Origin of the sequence: Leuconostoc fallax, assembly GCF_004354645.1 — a bacterium.
GTDB classification, from domain to species: Bacteria; Bacillota; Bacilli; order Lactobacillales; family Lactobacillaceae; genus Leuconostoc_B; species Leuconostoc_B fallax.
The window spans coordinates 281,438-301,435 of the sequence record NZ_PUFI01000005.1 but is presented as its reverse complement, the minus strand read 5'-3'; the positions used below and the strand labels follow the sequence as shown (position 1 = coordinate 301,435).

General features: G+C 38.1%; 19 protein-coding genes. All 19 read right to left on the bottom strand.

Features of this window, described 5'->3' with window-relative positions:
* Window positions 1-43: 43 nt before the first annotated feature.
* The 19 genes from C5L23_RS02040 to recA all read right to left on the bottom strand — a co-directional run bounded on the left by C5L23_RS02040 (window position 44) and on the right by recA (window position 19,920).
* Window positions 44-1,747, bottom strand: a complete 1,704-nt coding sequence (locus C5L23_RS02040) for a phospho-sugar mutase (RefSeq protein WP_133264210.1) — start codon at window positions 1,745-1,747, stop codon at window positions 44-46.
* A gap of 83 nt (window positions 1,748-1,830) precedes the next feature.
* On the bottom strand, window positions 1,831-3,282 hold the full coding sequence (gene gtfA, locus C5L23_RS02035) for a sucrose phosphorylase (protein WP_010008723.1): 1,452 nt from the start codon (window positions 3,280-3,282) through the stop codon (window positions 1,831-1,833).
* A gap of 40 nt (window positions 3,283-3,322) precedes the next feature.
* On the bottom strand, window positions 3,323-4,540 hold the full coding sequence (locus C5L23_RS02030) for an MFS transporter (RefSeq protein WP_010008724.1): 1,218 nt from the start codon (window positions 4,538-4,540) through the stop codon (window positions 3,323-3,325).
* Between the two features lie 197 nt (window positions 4,541-4,737).
* A complete protein-coding gene (locus C5L23_RS02025) occupies window positions 4,738-5,688 on the bottom strand; it encodes a LacI family DNA-binding transcriptional regulator (protein WP_133264209.1) in 951 nt (316 codons plus the stop codon).
* A 77-nt stretch (window positions 5,689-5,765) separates the two neighbouring features.
* Window positions 5,766-6,710: a thioredoxin-disulfide reductase gene (gene trxB / locus C5L23_RS02020; RefSeq protein WP_010008726.1), complete on the bottom strand. Its 945-nt coding sequence runs from the start codon at window positions 6,708-6,710 to the stop codon at window positions 5,766-5,768.
* An 85-nt stretch (window positions 6,711-6,795) separates the two neighbouring features.
* Window positions 6,796-7,671: a UTP--glucose-1-phosphate uridylyltransferase GalU gene (galU, locus tag C5L23_RS02015; RefSeq protein WP_010008728.1), complete on the bottom strand. Its 876-nt coding sequence runs from the start codon at window positions 7,669-7,671 to the stop codon at window positions 6,796-6,798.
* Between the two features lie 87 nt (window positions 7,672-7,758).
* Window positions 7,759-8,769: an NAD(P)H-dependent glycerol-3-phosphate dehydrogenase gene (locus tag C5L23_RS02010; RefSeq protein WP_029508736.1), complete on the bottom strand. Its 1,011-nt coding sequence runs from the start codon at window positions 8,767-8,769 to the stop codon at window positions 7,759-7,761.
* A 1-nt stretch (window position 8,770) separates the two neighbouring features.
* A complete protein-coding gene (gene hprK, locus C5L23_RS02005; RefSeq protein WP_010008730.1) occupies window positions 8,771-9,727 on the bottom strand; it encodes an HPr(Ser) kinase/phosphatase in 957 nt (318 codons plus the stop codon).
* Window positions 9,728-9,729: 2 nt separating this feature from the next.
* Window positions 9,730-10,086 (bottom strand): phage holin family protein, encoded by a 357-nt coding sequence (locus tag C5L23_RS02000; protein ID WP_010008733.1) that lies wholly within the window; start codon window positions 10,084-10,086, stop codon window positions 9,730-9,732.
* Between the two features lie 140 nt (window positions 10,087-10,226).
* Window positions 10,227-10,901 (bottom strand): phosphate signaling complex protein PhoU, encoded by a 675-nt coding sequence (gene phoU / locus C5L23_RS01995; RefSeq protein WP_010008735.1) that lies wholly within the window; start codon window positions 10,899-10,901, stop codon window positions 10,227-10,229.
* Between the two features lie 99 nt (window positions 10,902-11,000).
* Entirely contained in the window at window positions 11,001-11,771 is a 771-nt protein-coding gene (pstB, locus tag C5L23_RS01990; protein WP_133264208.1) for a phosphate ABC transporter ATP-binding protein PstB, read from the bottom strand.
* A 29-nt stretch (window positions 11,772-11,800) separates the two neighbouring features.
* Window positions 11,801-12,643 carry a phosphate ABC transporter ATP-binding protein PstB gene (pstB, locus tag C5L23_RS01985; RefSeq protein WP_010008737.1) on the bottom strand — a complete coding sequence of 281 codons (843 nt, stop codon included), beginning with the start codon at window positions 12,641-12,643 and terminating at the stop codon, window positions 11,801-11,803.
* A gap of 21 nt (window positions 12,644-12,664) precedes the next feature.
* Window positions 12,665-13,552, bottom strand: a complete 888-nt coding sequence (pstA, locus tag C5L23_RS01980) for a phosphate ABC transporter permease PstA (protein WP_133264207.1) — start codon at window positions 13,550-13,552, stop codon at window positions 12,665-12,667.
* Complete coding sequence (pstC, locus tag C5L23_RS01975; protein ID WP_010008739.1) at window positions 13,552-14,475, bottom strand: phosphate ABC transporter permease subunit PstC; 924 nt, start codon at window positions 14,473-14,475, stop codon at window positions 13,552-13,554. The genes pstA and pstC overlap by 1 nt, the downstream gene beginning before the upstream one ends.
* Window positions 14,476-14,507: 32 nt before the next feature.
* Complete coding sequence (locus tag C5L23_RS01970; RefSeq protein ID WP_133264225.1) at window positions 14,508-15,389, bottom strand: phosphate ABC transporter substrate-binding protein PstS family protein; 882 nt, start codon at window positions 15,387-15,389, stop codon at window positions 14,508-14,510.
* A 91-nt stretch (window positions 15,390-15,480) separates the two neighbouring features.
* Window positions 15,481-16,839: a sensor histidine kinase gene (locus C5L23_RS01965; RefSeq protein WP_133264206.1), complete on the bottom strand. Its 1,359-nt coding sequence runs from the start codon at window positions 16,837-16,839 to the stop codon at window positions 15,481-15,483.
* 85 nt (window positions 16,840-16,924) lie between these two features.
* Window positions 16,925-17,827, bottom strand: a complete 903-nt coding sequence (locus tag C5L23_RS01960; RefSeq protein ID WP_133264205.1) for a phosphate ABC transporter substrate-binding protein — start codon at window positions 17,825-17,827, stop codon at window positions 16,925-16,927.
* Between the two features lie 164 nt (window positions 17,828-17,991).
* A complete protein-coding gene (locus C5L23_RS01955; protein WP_010008745.1) occupies window positions 17,992-18,690 on the bottom strand; it encodes a response regulator transcription factor in 699 nt (232 codons plus the stop codon).
* 93 nt (window positions 18,691-18,783) lie between these two features.
* On the bottom strand, window positions 18,784-19,920 hold the full coding sequence (recA, locus tag C5L23_RS01950; protein WP_133264204.1) for a recombinase RecA: 1,137 nt from the start codon (window positions 19,918-19,920) through the stop codon (window positions 18,784-18,786).
* Between the last annotated feature and the right edge of the window lie 78 nt (window positions 19,921-19,998).

The following is a 19,998-nucleotide window of genomic DNA, read 5'->3' as shown; positions in this document are numbered from 1 at the left end:
AATATCATAATAAAAAAGAATAGGATAATCCTATTCTTCTTTATTATTTAACGCGCTTCAATAGATCACTTTCGATATCATCTAACTTAGCTTGTGATTTAGCTTGTGAATCTGATTCAACACCGACATATAATTTCAACTTAGGTTCTGTACCAGAAGGACGTACAGCTACCCATGAGCCATCAGCTAACCAATACTTCAATACATTTGCTTTTGGTTGTGTCAAAGTAGTTGTTGCGCCTGTGGTAATATTTGTTTCAGTCTGGGTACTAAAATCTTGTAATCTTTCAACGGCTATACCACCAACAGTAACTGGTGCATTGTTTCGGAAATCAGCCATAACACCGGCCATTTCATCAGCACCATTAATACCTGGGAAGTCTAAGCTAACCGTCTTTTCTTCAAAATAGCCAAATTGCGCAAACAATTCTTGTATGCCATCATACATTGTCTTATTTTGTGATTTGTAATAAGCTGCAACTTCGGCAAATAATACCAATGCCTGAATAGCATCTTTATCATGTGCAAATGGCTTAACTAAATAACCGAAACTTTCTTCAAATCCAAACAAGAAAGTTTTTTCTTGTGTTGCTTCAAAACGATCAATTGTCGCAGCAATATATTTAAATCCTGTCAAAACGTCTGTCGTTGTAACACCAAAACTTGCAGCTACCTTTGATGCAAAACGCGATGACACCACAGAAGTAACAATAGCACCATTATTGGGCAAAGTACCTGTATTTTTCTTAGCTGTCAAAAGATAATTGACCAGCACTGCAGCAATTTGATTTCCTGTTAGCACCTGATAAGAACCATCATTCAGACGTACTGCTGCACCCAAACGATCAGCATCAGGATCAGTTGCAACAACCGCATCCGCATTATTTCGCTTAGCATACTCAATAGCTAAAGCCAACGCTTCAGGATCTTCGGGGTTGGGTTTCTTCACCGTAGGAAAATCGCCATCAATAACAGCTTGTTCTTTAACAATTGTGTAGTTTGTAAAGCCAGCTTGCTGTAATGCCTTCTCACCAATATACTGTCCCGTACCATGTAAAGGTGTAAAGACAAATTGCAATCCCCTACCTTCTCGGGCAACCAAATCTGCATCAACCGTTACATTTTTAACGTTTGCTAAATATTTATTATCAACATCATCGTCAATTTCAGTCACATGTTGATTTGTTGAATCTAATTTAATATTGAAGATATCCTCAATATCATTTAATTCTGAAACAACTGCGTCAACAGCTTCTGGTGTCATCTGTCCACCATCTTCGCCATAAATCTTGTACCCATTATATGCTTTGGGATTGTGAGATGCTGTAATCATAATACCCGCAAATGTCTTCAATTCACGAACTGTAAAAGACAATTCAGGTGTTGGACGGAGACTAGTGAATAGGTAAGATTTTATGCCGTGAGCACTGAGCACTTGCGCAGCATCCCTTGCAAATTCAGGGGAGAAGTGACGTGAATCAAAACTGATTGCAACGCCTCTTTTTTTAGCTTCTTCACCAACAGAATCCATGTAACGCGCCAAAGCTTCAGTTACTTGTCTTACCGTGAAAATATTCATACGGTTACTACCAACGCCTAAAATACCACGCATACCTGCTGTGCCAAAGCTTAGGTTTTGATAAAAAGCATCTTCTAATTGTTCTTCACTTAAATCATTCAACTCTTCTTGAAGGTAATCAGGTAATTTTGCTGACTGCCATTGTGACAAAGTCTCTTTCCACGTCATATGATTAATACCTCTTTTTTTATTGACCTTTGTTTATTATAACAAAAAACACCGCATTCTAGCAGAATACAGTGTTTAATCGCTTACTTTGTTGCAAAGATTGTCTTACCATTCTCAGTTACAGTAAACTGCTTTGTTGCAAAGTTTGCATTCAAAGTTGCTGAAATTTTGCCATCGGCTGATGTACGTGTCACAGTCAAATCATTTTCACCATCGTTCTTAACATCAATTGAACCTTCCAAATCAAAGGCTGCAGAAGTGTTACGGAACTTCAAAAGTGTGAACAAGTCTTGAACAACTGGACGCTTTGTTGTTTCTGCAATTTCTTCAAGGTCATAGTAATGACGGTTGATGTTACGACCTTCTTTTGAACTTTCAAGCAATTCAATATCATTTTCACCAGCTAACAAACCAACATAGTAAACTTGTGGAATACCAGGTGCAAAGATTTGAGCCGCACGTGCCAATAAGTATGATGCATCATCATTACCCAAAGCTGAGTAATAAGTTGTGTTAACTTGATAAATATCCAAGTTGTTATAGGCAGCTGAAGAGAAAATCTTCTTAACATTAGCACCGACTTTATACATTTCTTCTGTTGTATAGTCAGTTTCTTCTTGTGTCAATAAGTCCTTGGCATCAACAACACCAATACCATCATGTGTGTCTAATGTTGTGAATTGCTTCATTGGGCTTTGGCGCAACCAATCAGCAATACGGTTAGTCTTACCTGAGTACAATGAGTACAATGTAATCAATGGCAAAGCAAAGTCATATGAATACATGTCATGTTCAGTAATCTTACGAACAATCTTGTAATGTTCATGAATTTCTGGTAATACTTCTGAACCTTCTGCCTTCAAGATGTCGACAACTTCTTGTAAGATTTCCCAAATTTCTGGTTCAACGAAGAAGTCATTTGTGTCCAACTTCTTAATGGCATAAGCAAAGGCATCCAAACGAATAACTGATGCACCATGGCGAGCCAAGTTAACCAAGTTGTCTTTAATAAACTTCTTAGTCACTTCTTTTGTTACATCCAAGTCCATTTGTTGGTCACCGAAAGTGTTCCAAACTTGGTCTGTTGTGCCATCAGCAAAAGTAACAGGTGCGAAAGGTGCCTTATCCTTACGCTTATAAATCATATCGATATCTGCTTCTGTTGGGCGGTTTTCAGGCCAAAATTCAGAATACTTAATGAACATATCCCAATATTCTGACTTTTCTTTCTTTTCCAAAAAGTCTTGGAAGTACTTTGATGCTGGAGAAATATGATTCAACATAAAGTCAAACATCAAGTAATACTTATCGGCCAACTTTTCAACATCTGCCCAGTTACCGAATTGTGGATCAACCGTTTCATATTCTTCTGGTGCAAAACCACGGTCACCAGTTGATGGGAAGAATGGCAATACGTGTACACCACCAACAACACCATCAAGTTCATTAGCCAATACTTGATCTAATTCTTTTAAGTTCTTACCAAGGGAATCAGCGTATGTAATCAACATCGCTTCATTTGTAAGCTTCTTCATAATTCAAATTCTCCTAAATTAAAATAAAATATTTTTATCACTACTCAGCAAGTAGTGGTTTCTTCTCGCGCGCTGTAAAAATTGTCACAATAGCAATAGCCAGTAGCACAACACCCAAATAAGGGATAGACTCATACGCTGCTCGATTATCAGCTGAGTTCAAAATTGCGCCCATAGTCGAAATGACAAATGGTTCAATAAACACACCAACGTTAAAACCGATCAAAATGATTGACGTTACCAATGCTTGTTTTCTCAAAGGTGCTAATTTTGGCAATTGATTAAATATAAATGGTGAAATTAACTGTAATGGGAAACCGATGAGTAAGACACCAGCACACAAAACAAAGAAGTTACCATTTGAAAAGGCCACCATAAAATTAGAAAGTGCCATTAACACCAAACCAATTTGTAATGTAAAACGGCCAAACATATTTTGAAAACGACCATACAATATACCACCAAGCATTGCTGCAATCAACATTGCTGATAGAACTGGAGATGCATTATATCCATCTCCTTTTAGCTCAGCAGCCATGAACGGGAAGCTCAACTGAATCGCCATATAATCAATCACCAAGAAAGCTGCAAATAGTGTCAAAACACCCACTAAGGCACTCACTTTTTGTGGTTCGTCTTGTAGTGTTGTGGTTGTGGTACCCGCATCTTCATCATCTGATGAAACAGCTACTTTACCAATCATCTCAGATGTATCTGGCACTTGACGATAGAATAGATACAAAATTGGGAAAGCGATTAAATATACTAGGAACGTTTCTCGCCAACCAAAAGATAATAATAATCCAGCTGCAAACGTTAAGACAGCTTGCCCAATTTGTTCAGAGGCAGCACGTATACCTAGCATGCTAGAGCGTACCTGCCCATCATACATCACACTAATCATCGAAACAGCCAAAGAATTAAAAATTCCAAATCCCGCACCTAAGACAGCACGTGAGGCTAAAATGATGGGATATGATGAAACGAAAAATGGTACGACACCTGCAACCCCTACTAAAGTAACACCTAAAATAATCGTTCTTTTATCACCTAATTTATTAGCAATAAAGGAACTCAACAAAACAAAAATTGTAACAGCAATCGACGGCGTTGTCGCCAATACTTGAGACTGTGTCGTCGTGATATGCAATTCCTCGGTCATCTTTGGCAGTGCGCCGTTAATTGCATATGCACTGGTTAAGACGAAAGATATACCAAGAAAAGCTACTTTGGTAATCCACTTGTCTTGACTTGCCATGTTCTTCTCCTTTCACTTGCGCACTAGATTATTATCTCAATTTTGTTTAACGTTGTACATAGATAACAAAACAAAAAGCGCTTAACAATCTAGATTGTTCAATAAAGCACAATTAATTGTATACGCTTTCGTTACGTTTGTCAAATTTTTTCACAAATGAAAATATAAAGAAAATATCGCGGTGTTTTCAGAAAACATCACTTGTATTTCAATGAAACTGACACAATGTTATCCGTTGTGATTTCTGCCGAGTTATCACCTATTTTCACAAGCATAATTTCAACTAATTTTTTCACAATTTCATCAACTGGTTGCACAATTGTCACCAAATCTGGATGCAATAATGTCAAAAGTGGTGTTCCATCATAACCTACTATAGGTAAATTAGGCAAAACATTTTTCAACATAATAGCTGTTAAATCATTATTAGCAAAAATACCGTCAATTTGATTATCTAGAACAAATTGTTTGATTTTTTCAACATCGGCTTGTTGCATGCTCAACTTATCAGAAACTTCATATCTTAAAGCTTGAACATTGTGTCGCGTCATATAGTTCACAAAACCTTGACCACGCTTCACAGTTGGCGAATTAGAATTATCATCATCGCGAATGACTAGTGGTTTGTGCACCTGCTGATTAAGCAAATACTGTGCAGCCAATTCGCCACCATGATAGTTATCAGAACTAACAGTTGGAATATCATCAGAAAGATGCCGATCAAAAGCCACAATGGGTAAAGAAGCATCTTCGTATTCTTCAATACCTAAATTATGTGAACCAGTAATAATGGCTTCAACTTGGTTGGCCGCCAACATTTGTAGATATTGTCGTTCTACTTCTACATTATTAGCAGAACTAGCAATAATCACTTTATAGCCACGTTCAAAAAGTGCTTTTTCAAGTGCACCAGCCAGCACACCAAAAAAAGGATTATCAATAGTCGGTAAAATCACACCAATAAACTGTGATGACTTTCCTTGTAAGCTACGAGCCATCGCATTTGGCTGATAGTGTAGTTGTCGCATCGCAGCATGCACTTTATCCTTAGTTTTTTGGCTAATCGGGCCATACGAATTGATAACACGTGACACTGTCGCGACTGAAACACCGGCCAATTCCGCGACATCTGATAATTTTGCAACCATTATATTTCTCCATCTGAATTATTAAGCTAACAAAAAAAGGTGGGACGATAATGTCCCAGCTTTCTTGTCTTGACGACCTACTCTGCCTGGATTTCTGATTTAGTATTAAGACGACTTACATAATCGTATGCTGCTTGTCCAGCAATACCACCATCACCAACAGCTGTGGTAATTTGTCGTAGATCTTTAACACGTACATCACCAATTGCAAAAATACCGGGTATATGCGTTTGCATTTTCTCATCGGTTATTACCCATCCGGCATTGTCAAGAATGTCTAAATCACTAAACATACTTGTATTAGGTTGAAGGCCAACATAAATGAACACACCACTAGTATCAATATGTGATATTTCATTCGTTTGATTATCAAAAACCTCTAAGCCTGTAACTTTATCGCCATCACCAATAATTTGCTTAACCTCAGTATGCCACTGAAAGTGAATTTTATCGTTAGCAAAGGCACGTTCTTGAATAATTTGTTGGGCTTTTAGCTCATCGCGCCGATGTAAAATTGTAACAGATCGCGCTAACTGTGTTAGATACAATCCCTCTTCAATTGCAGAGTCACCACCGCCAACAACAATAACATCTTCATCGCGGAAGAAGGCACCATCACAGACTGCACAATAACTCACACCACGTCCTTGATAATCTTCCTCGCCTGCTACGCCCAAATGGACATGCTCAGAACCAGTAGCGATAATAACGGCTTTAGCACCGTAATCGCCCATGTCTGTGTGGACAATTTTACTTGTATCTTGTATCTCAATACCGCTCACAACGCCAAAACCATACTCCGCACCAAATTGCATAGCAGAATGATACATTTTTTCAGATAAATCAGGACCCAAAATCGAATCAAATCCCGGATAATTTTCTACATCAGCCGTATTATTCATTTGCCCGCCATAAATACCTTGATCAAGCATCAAAACGGATAAATTAGCACGTGATGCATAAGTAGCTGCAGTCATGCCGGCAGGTCCTGCCCCAATAATTACCACATCATAATTTTTCATAGCATGTCCTCCACTAACTTTTAGTTCATAAACATTTTACGTGATTATTTTCAAATTGTCGAGTACACACTCAAAATGGTTGAGCTTACAACTTAGATGCTAATTCTTTAATATAAGCACGCAACTTGTCTTTTGTCTGCGGATGCTTTAAACCAAACTCAATATTAGTCTCTAAGAAGCCAATTTTAGAGCCAATATCATAACGATCACCCTTAAATTCATGGGCATAAACATGTTGACGATTGTTTAAAGAATCAATTGCATCTGTTAATTGTATTTCGTTACCTTTGCCTGGTTTAGTCTTTTCGAGTTCTTCAAAAATTTCAGGTGTAAGTAAATAACGACCAATAATAGCTAAATCAGAAGGTGCATCTTCTGGTTTTGGCTTCTCAACAAAATTTTTCACGCGATACAAACCATCTTCAGTAATTTGCGTTGCCGGATCAATCACACCATATTCTGATACCTGTTCATGTGGTACTCGCATAACGGCTAGTGTTGACTCACCTGTTTCATTATAACGGTCAATCAATTGCTTAGTCAGTGGTGTCTTATCTTGCATTAAATCATCGCCTAACAAAACAACGAATGGTTCATCACCAATAAAGGCCTTAGCTGTCAACACAGCGTCACCAAGACCATTAGGATGCGATTGACGGATAAAGTAAAGATTAATATCAGTTGTCTCTTGGACCAACTTCAACATTTCATCTTTGTTCTTTTCTTTTAAGTTATTCTCTAATTCAGGGTTTGAATCAAAATGATCTTCAATTGAGCGCTTTGATTTACCATCGACAATGACAATATCTTCAATGCCAGAAGCGATTGCTTCTTCGACAATAAATTGAATGGTTGGCTTGTCAACAATTGGTAACATTTCTTTGGCTAGAGCTTTAGTAGCTGGTAAAAAACGCGTGCCTAATCCAGCTGCTGGAATAATCGCTTTACGTACAGGTTTCATAATAACTCCTCAATGACAAATAATTAGACTACTGTTCAGATTATACCATAATATTGTTTTATCAATATTGGTAACGCTTACAAATTTTCAACTTTCAGACTTTAATGGCCGTGACATCAGCTCATCAATGGCGTCTGGTATAGACAGTCCTTCGTACAATACACGATAGATAGCTGCTGTAATCGGCATGTCTACTTTGTATTGCGTTGCAAAATCATAAACAGCCTTAGTTGTGTTAACGCCTTCAATAACCATGCCCATATCTTCTTGAACAGCGGCTAAAGTTTTTCCCTCACCCAAAGCCATACCAGCTCGATAATTACGAGAATTCTTGGACATCCCCGTCACAATTAAATCACCAATCCCTGATAACCCTAAAAACGTTTCAGGTTGCGCACCCATCGCTTGACCTAAGCGACGCATTTCCACTAAGCCACGGGTCAACAAAGCTGCCTTGGCATTATCACCATAGCCCAAGCCAGTCAACGCACCAGAGCCAATCGCAATAATATTCTTTAAAGCAGCGGCTAATTCAGAACCTAGTAAATCGTGATTGGTATACGTACGAAAATGACGATTGGATAATACTTTTTGTAGTAACTTTGCAGCCTCGTCATCTGTACTTGCAATTGTCACTGCTGTCAGATCATGTTTAATCACATCTTCAGCATGAGAGGGTCCTGATATAACAGCTAACGCACTACGACGTTGTACTGGGACTTCCTCAGCCAACATCTCTGAAATACGCTTATATGTACCTTGTTCCAGCCCTTTTGTTGCGTGCGCCAAAATAACAGTATGATCTAATAGTTCTAGTGTCTTCGCCAGTTCTTTGGCAACTTCGCGTACTGCTTTAGTTGGTACAACATTTAATACAATATCCGCACCCGCTACAGCAGATGTCATATCTGATGTAGCTGTTAATGTCTGTATTAATTTTGCGTTTGGTAAGTAGCGCGCATTAGTATGATTTTGGTTGATCTCGTCAGCTTGTTTAGGGTTATGCGTCCACAGGTGCACTTCTGTCCCGTTTTCTGCTGCGGTGTTAGCTAATGCTGTGCCCCATGAACCGGCACCGAGTACTGCCATTTTAGTCATATTATGCATTCTCTCCATTCAATGCTGCATTCTTTTCCATTTCTTCTGTCATCCGGTTTTCCAAAGTAGTTAAGGCATCAAATCCCATATTTTGTGTGCGATTTTTCAACGCAGCAGCATCAATGACACTGGCTGTATTACGACCTGGTGTCACCGGTACAACCATCTTAGGAATTTTCACACCAGAAATCTCTAATGTATCACCATCATTTCCCAAGCGATCAAAGTTCTTTTCACCAATGCGCGCATTGGAAAGATGAATATTCAAAGAAACTGTTGAATGTGAACGAATAGACATCGCACCATAAACTTGCTGAACATCAATAATACCAACACCGCGAATTTCCATCATGTTTCGTAATACTTCACTTGGTTCACCAATCAAGCGTTCTTCATCCTGCTGATAAATATCCACACGATCATCTGCAACCAATCGTGCCTTCCCTTGTTGAATTAATTCAAGTGCAGCTTCAGTTTTACCGATACCAGCATCACCAGTAAGTAGTACACCTAATCCATGCACGTCAATTAGCACACCGTGCACCGATTCACGTGGTGCGAGTTGTCCACCCAAATAGTACGTCATATTTGACAAAATACGTGACGATGTCAATGAAGAGGTCAAAATTGGAATATGTGCTTCAGCAGCAGCCTGTTTGAGTTCTTCACTGATATCTAACCCAGTTGATACCACAAATGCAGGTGTTGTGTCACAAGCCATACGGCGATAAACCATCAATAGTTCATCATGACGCATACGCTCAGAAAACGATGTTTCGGTAATACCTAATAATTGAACACGTTCTGGTGCATAATAATTAAAATATCCCGTCATTTCTAATCCAGGGCGACTGATATCAGATGTTGTAATTTCACGTTCCAAATATTCTTTACCGGAAACAATTTCTAAACGTGTATTTTCAACTAATTGTTTTACTGTAACTGATGTTTTTGGCATAATTAATCTCTTCCTGACGTGACATGCACATCGCTTGTTAGTAGCATATTAACGACTGATAACAAAAATGCAATGAACATAGCCCATCCAAAACTAGCAAATTCGAAACCAGAAACTAAGTTGGCTGTGATGTCTAACATTAAACCATTAATGACTAAGGCAAAAAGCCCAAAAGTAATAATTGTGAGTGGCAAGGCAAACAAACTAATGATTGGTTTGATAATCGCATTTAAAATGCCTAACACAATAGCTGCTATTAATGCTGTTCTCCAGTTATCTACACGAAAACCGTTCTCAAAAATCGTTGATAACACTAAGAAAAGTAACACATTAATTGCTAGCCTAGCTAGTAAACGCATGCAATTCTCCTTAATAATATTGATAAATAACCTATCACTTTGATTGCATCAAAGTATCTATTCATATTATAACAAACACCTCAATAAATGGCTGAAGATACTCTATTCTCAAGACAAATAAAAAAGGCACATTGTGCCTTTTAAATAAAGAATGATGATCCTGGATTTAATTCAATAATTTTTCCTGTTCGCTTATACACAATCCATTCTGCAATATCTGTTGTATAATCCGAAATTCGCTTGAGATAACCGGCAATCACCAAGTAATCAGCAGCTGAATCAACCAATTCTGCGTCTTCTTTCATACCATTAACGGCATCTAAACGTACTTGCCCGGCTTTCTTAGCTAAATCGCGACTCTTAGCAGCAATCGCTTCAGCACCGATGGCATCATCTTTGACATAGTAAGACATCACCTCAGAAACCATACTAGCGACTTCTTCACCCATGTCGCCCAATTTAGCCTCGATTTCGGGAACGTGTTTTGTCCCTTTAACGCGAATTGTTGAATTGGCGATGTTTCGTGCTTGATCCCCCATTCGTTCAAGAACAGAAACGGCCTTTAGTATTGTTACAATTTCACGTAAATCTGTTGTCACTGGCTGATACAAAGCAATCATTTCAAACGTTTTCTTTTCAATTGCTGCTTCACGTTCATTGATACGATAATCGTTATCAAGAATGAGCTTTGCTGTTTCACGATTATGATCCACAAAGGCCTGTACTGACTTCTGAATTGTTTGTGAAACTAACATTCCCATTTCTGTAAAGGAACTATCCAAATCTGCTAGTTCTTCATCAAATAATCGACGCATAAGTTTACCCCTTTTCAATAATGTTAATTATTTTTTCTACATAGAATAACATATCGTTCATTTCTAAAGCTAGAATAATGCCCTCAAAAAAAAATATGATTAACCAAAACGCCCACTGACATAGTCCTGCGTTTCTTTCATTGAAGGATTTAAGAAAATGGACTTTGTTTTATCAACTTCGATTAAGTTACCATCTAAGAAGAATGCTGTTCGATCTGATACACGCGACGCCTGTTGCATATTGTGTGTCACGATAATAATGGCATAATCATCGCGTAATTTAAGCATCGTCTCTTCAATATTGTGACTAGATACTGGATCTAGAGCAGAAGTTGGTTCATCAAGTAATAGCAATTCTGGTGAAGTTGCCAACACTCGTGCAATTGATACACGCTGTTGCTGTCCGCCAGAGAGGCCCAGTGCTGATTTATTTAAATCATCTTTAACCTCATCCCAGACAGACGCCTGTCGCAATGTCGTTTCAACCGCTTCATCTAAAATTGCTTTATCTTTAACACCAGCCAAACGTAATCCGAACACCACGTTTTCGTAGATTGAAAATGGGAACGGATTAGGTTGCTGAAACACCATACCAATGCGCTTACGTAAATCAACTGTATCAGTTGTTGGTGCATAAATATCTGTCCCATTGAAATCAAACGAGCCAGTTACAGTCACACCATCAACCAAATCATGCATTCTATTAATCGCGCGCAAATAAGTCGATTTACCAGAACCAGAAGGTCCAATTAGAGCAGTGATGCCACTGTCAGGAAAAGAAAGATTAATACCATGCAATGCTTCTTTTTTACCGTACCATAAACGAACATCTTTAGTTGTTAAAATTGTTTTATTGTGACTATCCGTCATTCTCCTGCCTCATGTCTCTATTGATTTAATTAACCGAAATTACCTGAAATATAATCATTTGTTAGTGCTACCTTAGGACGGGTAAATATCTTACGTGTCAGATCATATTCAATGACTTTACCTAAATGGAAAAATGCAGTGTAATCACTAATTCTAGCAGCCTGTTGCATATTATGCGTCACGATAACAATCGTATATTTCTCTTTTAATTCTAACAAGGTGTCCTCTACTTGAGCTGAAGATACGGGATCTAAAGCACTAGATGGTTCATCCAATAATAGAATATCGGGCTTCAATGCCAGTGCACGTGCAATCACTAATCGCTGTGCCTGACCACCAGACAAGGCTAATGCACTTTTATTCAAGTTATCTTTTACTTGATCCCACAGTGCTGCTTGTTTGAGACTTGTTTCAACAATTTCATCTAATTCATCTTTAGTGTAATTACCGCGTTGTGTTAGTGCAAATGTAATATTTTTATAGATCGATTTAGCAAAAGGATTGGGGCGTTGAAATACCATGCCAATATGACGACGCATTTCATACACATCGATTTTACTTGAATTAATATCCAAGTCACGATACATAATATTACCTTTAACAGTGGCCACACCGTCGTTCATACGATTTAAAGAACGTAAAAAAGTTGATTTTCCCGACCCAGATGCGCCAATTAAACTCGTGATTTTAAAACGCTCAAAATCTAAATCACCCTCGCTTAGTGCTTCGTTGTCGCCATAGAAAACTTTTAAATCATGGGTTGATAATGCAATTTCATGCTTATCTGGATTCATTTTGTAAATAAAACGTTCCGGTGCTTCATCAGGAATAAAGTCTTTAACTGTTTTTAAGTTGATGTTTGGATTTGTCATATTTTTCTTTCTTAAATATTATTAATTCGCACTCGTTAACTTATTATAAAGTTTTTGTCCTAATTTACGTGCACTAAAGTTGAAAATCAATACTACAATAATCAAAACTGCTGAGGCACCAGCTGATACAGCATTCACATCCGGCATAATACCTTCTGAATTAATTTTCCAAATATGAACAGCTAATGTTTCAGCCGGGCGCATTGCATTTAATGGACTCGATATATTAAATGGATTCCAATCTGTAAAGTCCAATGCTGGAGCAGACTGACCAGCAGTATAAATCAAAGCGGCCGCTTCACCAAAGACACGCCCTGCAGATAACACAACCCCTGTCACGATACTTGGTACCGCAGCCGGTAAAATCACATGCATGACTGTTTCCCAGCGAGAAAGGCCTAACGCAGCACCTGCTTCACGTTGTAAATTAGGAATTTGCGCTAAACTCGTTTCAATTGAACGTGTTAGCAGTGGTAAGTTAAACAATGTTAATGCGATTGCTCCTGACAAAATTGAAAAGCCAAATTTAAATTTAACAACCAATAGCAAGAAACCAAACAAGCCAACAACGACTGAAGGTAATGAACTCAAAATTTCAATTGCTGTACGCACAATACTTGTAAAAATATTCTTTTTAGCATATTCGTTTAAATAGACCGCAGCGCCCAGCGCAATCGGAAAACTGATTAACATAGCCAGAATCAATAGATAAAACGAATTAAATAATTGAATACCAATACCGCCTCCAGCCTCAAATGCCCGTGCTGGAGAAGTTAAAAAGTGTAAAGACATGTGTGGCACACCACGTACTAATATGAAGGCCAACATAGATACTAATATTAAGACCACGATAGCAGAAATCGCATAAATAACTGCTGTCGCAATTTTATCAACTGTTTTTGCGTTCATTACTTCATCTCTCCCTTACGCCCAATTGCACGAACAATTAAATTAAAGACCAAAGACATAATCAAAAGAATTAAGGCCAATGTCCACAAAACATCATTCTGCAATGATCCCATAACGGTATTACCAATTCCCATCGTTAACACAGAAGTTAATGTTGAGCTCGCTGATATTAAGTTATGTGGCATCAATGCAGCATTTCCAATGACCATCTGAACAGCCAAAGCTTCACCGAAAGCACGTGCCATACCGAAAACGATGGCTGTTAAAATACCTGGTGTTGCTGCTCTTAAGATCACTTTGTAAATCATTTGCCAACGTGTAGCACCAATCGCTAAGGCACTTTCACGATAATGTCCTGGCACAGATTTCAACGTGTCAACAGTCATTGAAGTAATCGTTGGTAGAATCATGACAAATAGCACAATTGTTCCAGCTAGAATACCAAATCCAGATCCGCCAAAAATATGTCGAATCACCGGCACGACAATTGTCAAACCAATGAACCCATAAACAACTGACGGAATACCAACCAACAACTCAATAACAGGTTGCATAATTTTGGCACCACGTTTTTTAGCAATTTCTGTCATAAACAAAGCAGTACCAATGGCAAACGGTGTCGCCAATAGCGCTGATAGAAATGTGACTAAGAACGATCCCAAAATCATGGGTAGGGCACCAATATATGGATGATCTGTCTTAGGATTTGTAACTGACGGATTCCAAGTTGTACCAAATAAGAAATCCTTTACACTAATACCATCATGAAAGAAGGTCGCCAAACCACGGCTCGTTACAAAGACAAATATCGACAACACAATAAGCACAATCAGTACCAGCGCCGATAAGCTAATGCCTTTCCCCATCAAATCACGATTTGTCGATTTAGAACGTTTAACAAGCTTTTCTTGAATACTATCCATTTTCTACTTCCCTATGCATATTTCTGCCAAAATTATTTGTTCGTTATTTTTCCATCAACATCACGGTGAATTTGCATATCATGAATTGAAATATAACCTAATTTCTTAACGAGCGTATTTTGAACATGACTAGATGACAGATAATCTAAAAATTTTTGCGTTTTGCTATTTGGCTTACCTTTGGTATAAACATGTTCATAAGACCAAATTGGATATTGACCCGTCATCACATTTTTATCGGTAGGTGCCACTTGATTAAATTTGGGTGCAACAACACTATCGTCAACGTAACCAAATGCAACATATGAGATGGCTCCTGGTGTTGTTGAAACAATTGATCTAACCATGCCAGATGAGTCTTGTTCTTGCGCTTCACGACTCTTAGCACCGTCCAATCCCCATTTTTCAAAAGTTGCTCGTGTACCCGAACCAGCTGCACGATTAATTAATACAATATCTAAATTATTACCACCAACTTGAGACCAATTCGTTATTTTTCCTGTGAAAATGTCACTCAGCTGAGCTGTTGTTAAATTGGTAACACCGTTCTTACGATTCAAAATAGGTGTAATACCCACAACGGCAACCTGATGGTCAACTAATTTATTGGCATCAATGCCTTCTTTTTCTTCTGCAAAGACATCTGAATTACCTAAATCAACTGCACCTTGTGCCACTTGTGACAGACCAGTTCCAGTTCCACCACCTTGTACATTAATAAAGACACCCATATTTTGCTTAGCATATTCTTCACCAGCTGCTTCAACTAATGGCTGTAATGCCGTAGAACCAACTGCTGTAATGGATGTGCCAACATTTTCTTTTTTTCTTGTTACATAGGCAGTACTCAGTAATCCGCCAAAAATAACGATTAGGATTATTGCCACAATCCCACTTTTATGTGCTTTAAGCATCATTGCCTCCCAAGTTTTACTACTACATTAAATATTATCTACAATGCATGTAAAAACTTCATACTGCTTTTGTAAAGATTGTGTAAAGAGATTATTTATTTGGAAAAATTACAGTAAACGTTGTCCCAACACCAACTTGAGAATTGAGTTTAATATTACCTTGATGTTTAGCTAATAGTTCATTAACAATAGCTAATCCCAATCCTGTTCCATCGGCAATTGTTTTTTGTCGTGATTCATCCCCGCGATAGAAGCGTTCAAACACACGTGCTTGCTGATTCGTTGGTATGCCTATACCAGTATCACGCACTGAAAATGACCAATGATCTGCAGTCTTTTGTGCTGATAAACGCACCTGCCCATTTTCTCGGTTATACTTTACGGCATTAGCCAAAAGATTTTTCACAATAATCGTCAAATCATTTTTAAATGTAACCACTTCAAAATTATCCGGAATGTCATTCACCAACTTTATATCGTTCTTAATAACGAGATGCTGAATACTTTGCCACTGTTCTTGAACTAGCATATAAAGGTTGATACGTTCCTCGGTATTACGATCAGGTTCATGCTTGATTTTAGATAAGGATAAGACATCATTCACTAATAACGTTAGTTTCTTTGTTTCATCACTAATAATCTGCAAAAATTGTTCACGAATAGATTGGTCTTCCCCTGCTGATCCTTGTAGCGTTTCAGCAAAGCCGGTGATGGCCGTTAGCGGTGTTTTGAACTCGTGAGAAGCATTAGCTAAGAAGTCGGCTTGCATGCGTTCAACTTTTAATACAGTCGTTAAATCATACAGAATCACCATAACTTCCGTATGTTCATCATCGGTTTGGAAAAAGGTTGTTGCTTCATATTGTTTATTTTCCCCATCAATTGCCAAATTTAAAATGGTTCGTTGCCCATTTTTTTGATTAAAAGTTTGGCTAATCAACTCCGACAAAGTAAATTGTTGAATTAATAAATGCTCTGCCACTGGTAATATAGGCGTTGTCATATGCAACATTCGGGATGCTGTTTCATTAAAAACATTAATTTCATGATGATGATTAACATTAATCACACCAACTGGTAGACTCGCTAACAATGTCTGGTAATTCAAAATTTGGCGTCGATTATGATGCTGCTGTTGACGAACATAACTTTGCAGATCATTAAACTGCCGTATCAAATCCCAATTATCAGAGTCGGCAGAAACCAATACACTGCGTGGCAGATCACCATCAATAACAGATTGCATACGTTGCTGCATAACAACTAAATCTTGGCGATCTCGACGCTGCCAAAACCAAACTAATCCCCATGTTGTACTTGATAATATTATAGAAATAATAACAATTTGTAGCGTTCGACTTAATTGATTAGCGATGAAAATTGCTGCTACAACAAGTATCGCAACATTCAAAACAACCAGTATTAAAAATTTTGATATATTTTTTTGCATATATCACTCCCAATTTAACATATTGCCTTAACTGTAGCATGCGCAAAAAAAAACAACAAGCACATGACTTGTTGTAATATGTGATTTACTTTTCAGTAACTTTACCATCGGCATCACGTTGTACCTTCATGTTTGTTAAGCCAATATAACCCAGCTTAGGCACAATATTCTTTTGCACATCTTTGGTTAAGAAATAATCCAAGTAACTCTTTGTGGCACCCGTAGGCTTACCCTTGGTATACATGTGTTCATAGGCCCAGATTTTCCAATCATTATTCTCAACATTTTCAGATGTCGGCTTAACATCATCAATCGATAATGATTTGATACCATTACTATTTAAATAGGCAAAAGCTAAATAAGAAATAGAACCAGGTGTGGCTTTAACAATCTTTTGAACCGTTCCGTTAGAATCTTGTTCTGTCGCTTGAACTGCATTTTGACCATCAAGGACGTTCTTTTCAAAGACTGCCCGTGTACCAGAACCAGTTGCACGGTTAATGACGACAATTTTTTCATCATCACCACCGACTTCTTTCCAGTTTGTAATTTTACCTGTAAAGATATTTTTTAATTGTTCCTTCGTTAGGTTTTTAACACTAACATCTTTGTTAACCACAGGTGCAATACCAACGACTGCAACTTGATGATCAACTAGTTTGCTAGCATCAACTCCCTCTTTTTCTTCTGCGAAGACGTCTGAGTTACCAATTTGAACTGATCCATCGGAAACTTGACTAAGACCAGCACCTGAACCGCCACCTTGTACGGTAATATTGGCTTCTGGATTTTTCTCCTCAAATGAAGTACCAACTTGTTCCGCCAAAGGCTGAAGAGCAGTAGACCCCACTGCTAAAACTTTACCGCTTACTTTACTACTCGTTGCTGATGACTGATGACTGGAACCCTTATCAGCATTGGCATACAATGCAAATCCTGCACCAATAACGACTAAGCCACCGACAACTGCTGGAATTAATTTATTCATCTCGACATCTCCATTGTCCTTAATTTATCAGTAAGTAAGCAACCCTTTGTAGTAGTTAGGCTTGGGAAAACCTTTGTTGCTTACAAACTATATATTAAATGGATAATGTCAATATTTGCTACGTAAAAAGATAAATACTTTGTCTAATTAATGTAAAGCTGTCTTTACAATGCATCGGACATCGTATATCCGAATCCGCGCACTGTTTTTAAAATTGTTGGGTGCTTTGGATCTTTTTCGATCTTTTCACGAAGATTACTGATATGCATGTCTACCATGCGACTTTGACCCGTAAAGTCATATCCCCAGACACTAGTCAATATGGTTTCACGATCAATCACTCTACCAATTCTTTTGGCAAAATACAGCAAAAGTTCATACTCTCTTGGTGTTAATATAACGGTCTGACCATCTTTTTTCACAACTTTACGCGCATCGTCAATAACTAAATCTTGAATGGTTAAATAACCAACTTGATCGTTTCTGTTAGTACTCTGCTCGTGGTAACGACGTAGTACGGCTTTTAGACGTGCTATGACCTCTCGCGGGCTAAACGGCTTAGTAATATAATCATCAGCACCAATTTCTAAACCAAAGATACGATCAAATTCATCTCCTTTGGCGGTAACCAGTATTACGGGAATCCTAATACTATTTTCGCGCATTTGTCTCAATACTGACATACCATCCACTTCAGGTAACATTAAATCCAGAAGTACGGCATCGTACTGTTCCTGCTCAACGAGCTGTAACGCAGTCGCCCCATCCGCAGCAATCGTAACGTGATAACCATTTTGCTCTAAATTGAACTGTAGCAATGTCGTAATTGCTTGTTCATCATCAACCACCAAAATTCTTGACATTTTTGTCTCCATATCAAAATCAGTAAAATAGTAAAGTTTGATTACACTTTTGAATTATAACAAAAAAAGACACAAAGTGTCTTTTAAAATCATTTATATAATAGGTTCATCAGTTAATGCATCGTTATCTGTATTTAAGTCTAACGTATCATCTGTAGATGTATCTTTATCATCCGATGGTACATCCATACTGTCAGATGATTGATCAATACCGTATGCTTCACGTACTCTAGCATAAATTTCTTTACGCATTTGTTCGTGTCCTTCTGAATCCAAAAATTCTTTAACTTTTTCGCGTCCCTGTCCAATACGTTCACCTTCGTAAGCGTACCAAGCGCCAGATTTATCTACGATATCTTTCTCTACAGCCAAATCAATTAATTCACCTGTCTGAGAAATGCCTTTTCCATACATAATATCAACTTCGGCAACTCTAAATGGTGGCGCTACCTTATTCTTAACAACCTTAACTTTAGTCAAGTTACCCGTTACTTCACTACCATCTTTGATCTGCGTTGAACGTCGTACTTCCAAACGAACAGTTGAATAGAACTTCAATGCACGTCCTCCAGGTGTTGTTTCTGGATTACCAAACATGACACCTACTTTTTCACGTATCTGGTTGATGAAAATCGCAATTGTTCCTGTACGATTAAGCGTTCCCGCTAATTTACGTAAAGCTTGACTCATCAATCGCGCTTGCAAACCAACATGGGCATCTCCCATTTCCCCTTCAATTTCAGCTCGTGGTACCAATGCAGCAACTGAATCAACAACAATCATATCTACAGCCCCAGATTGTACTAATGCATCGGCAATCTCTAAGCCTTGCTCTCCAGTATCTGGTTGAGATAATAGTAATTCTTTTGAATCAACCCCTAATGCTTCAGCATACTTCACATCTAATGCATTTTCAGCATCAATATACGCTGCTGTACCACCTTGCTTTTGTACTTCGGCAACCGCATGTAAAGCAATTGTTGTTTTACCTGATGATTCAGGACCGTATACTTCAATGATACGACCTTTTGGATATCCACCAACGCCTAATGCAATATCTAGCTTAACCGACCCTGAGGGGATTGTTTCAACTCTTGTTAGGTTATTATCACCTAACTTCATAATAGAACCCTTACCAAAATTCTTTTCTATTTTCTTTAGGGCTTCTTGTAATGCGGCTTCACGACCATCATTTTTATCTTTAGTTTTCACCGTTTTTTTGGTTACCATACAACCCACTCCTTTAATGTCTACTCAACTAGTCTACATGTTTATCAAGACAAAATCAAGCATTTTACGAACAAACGT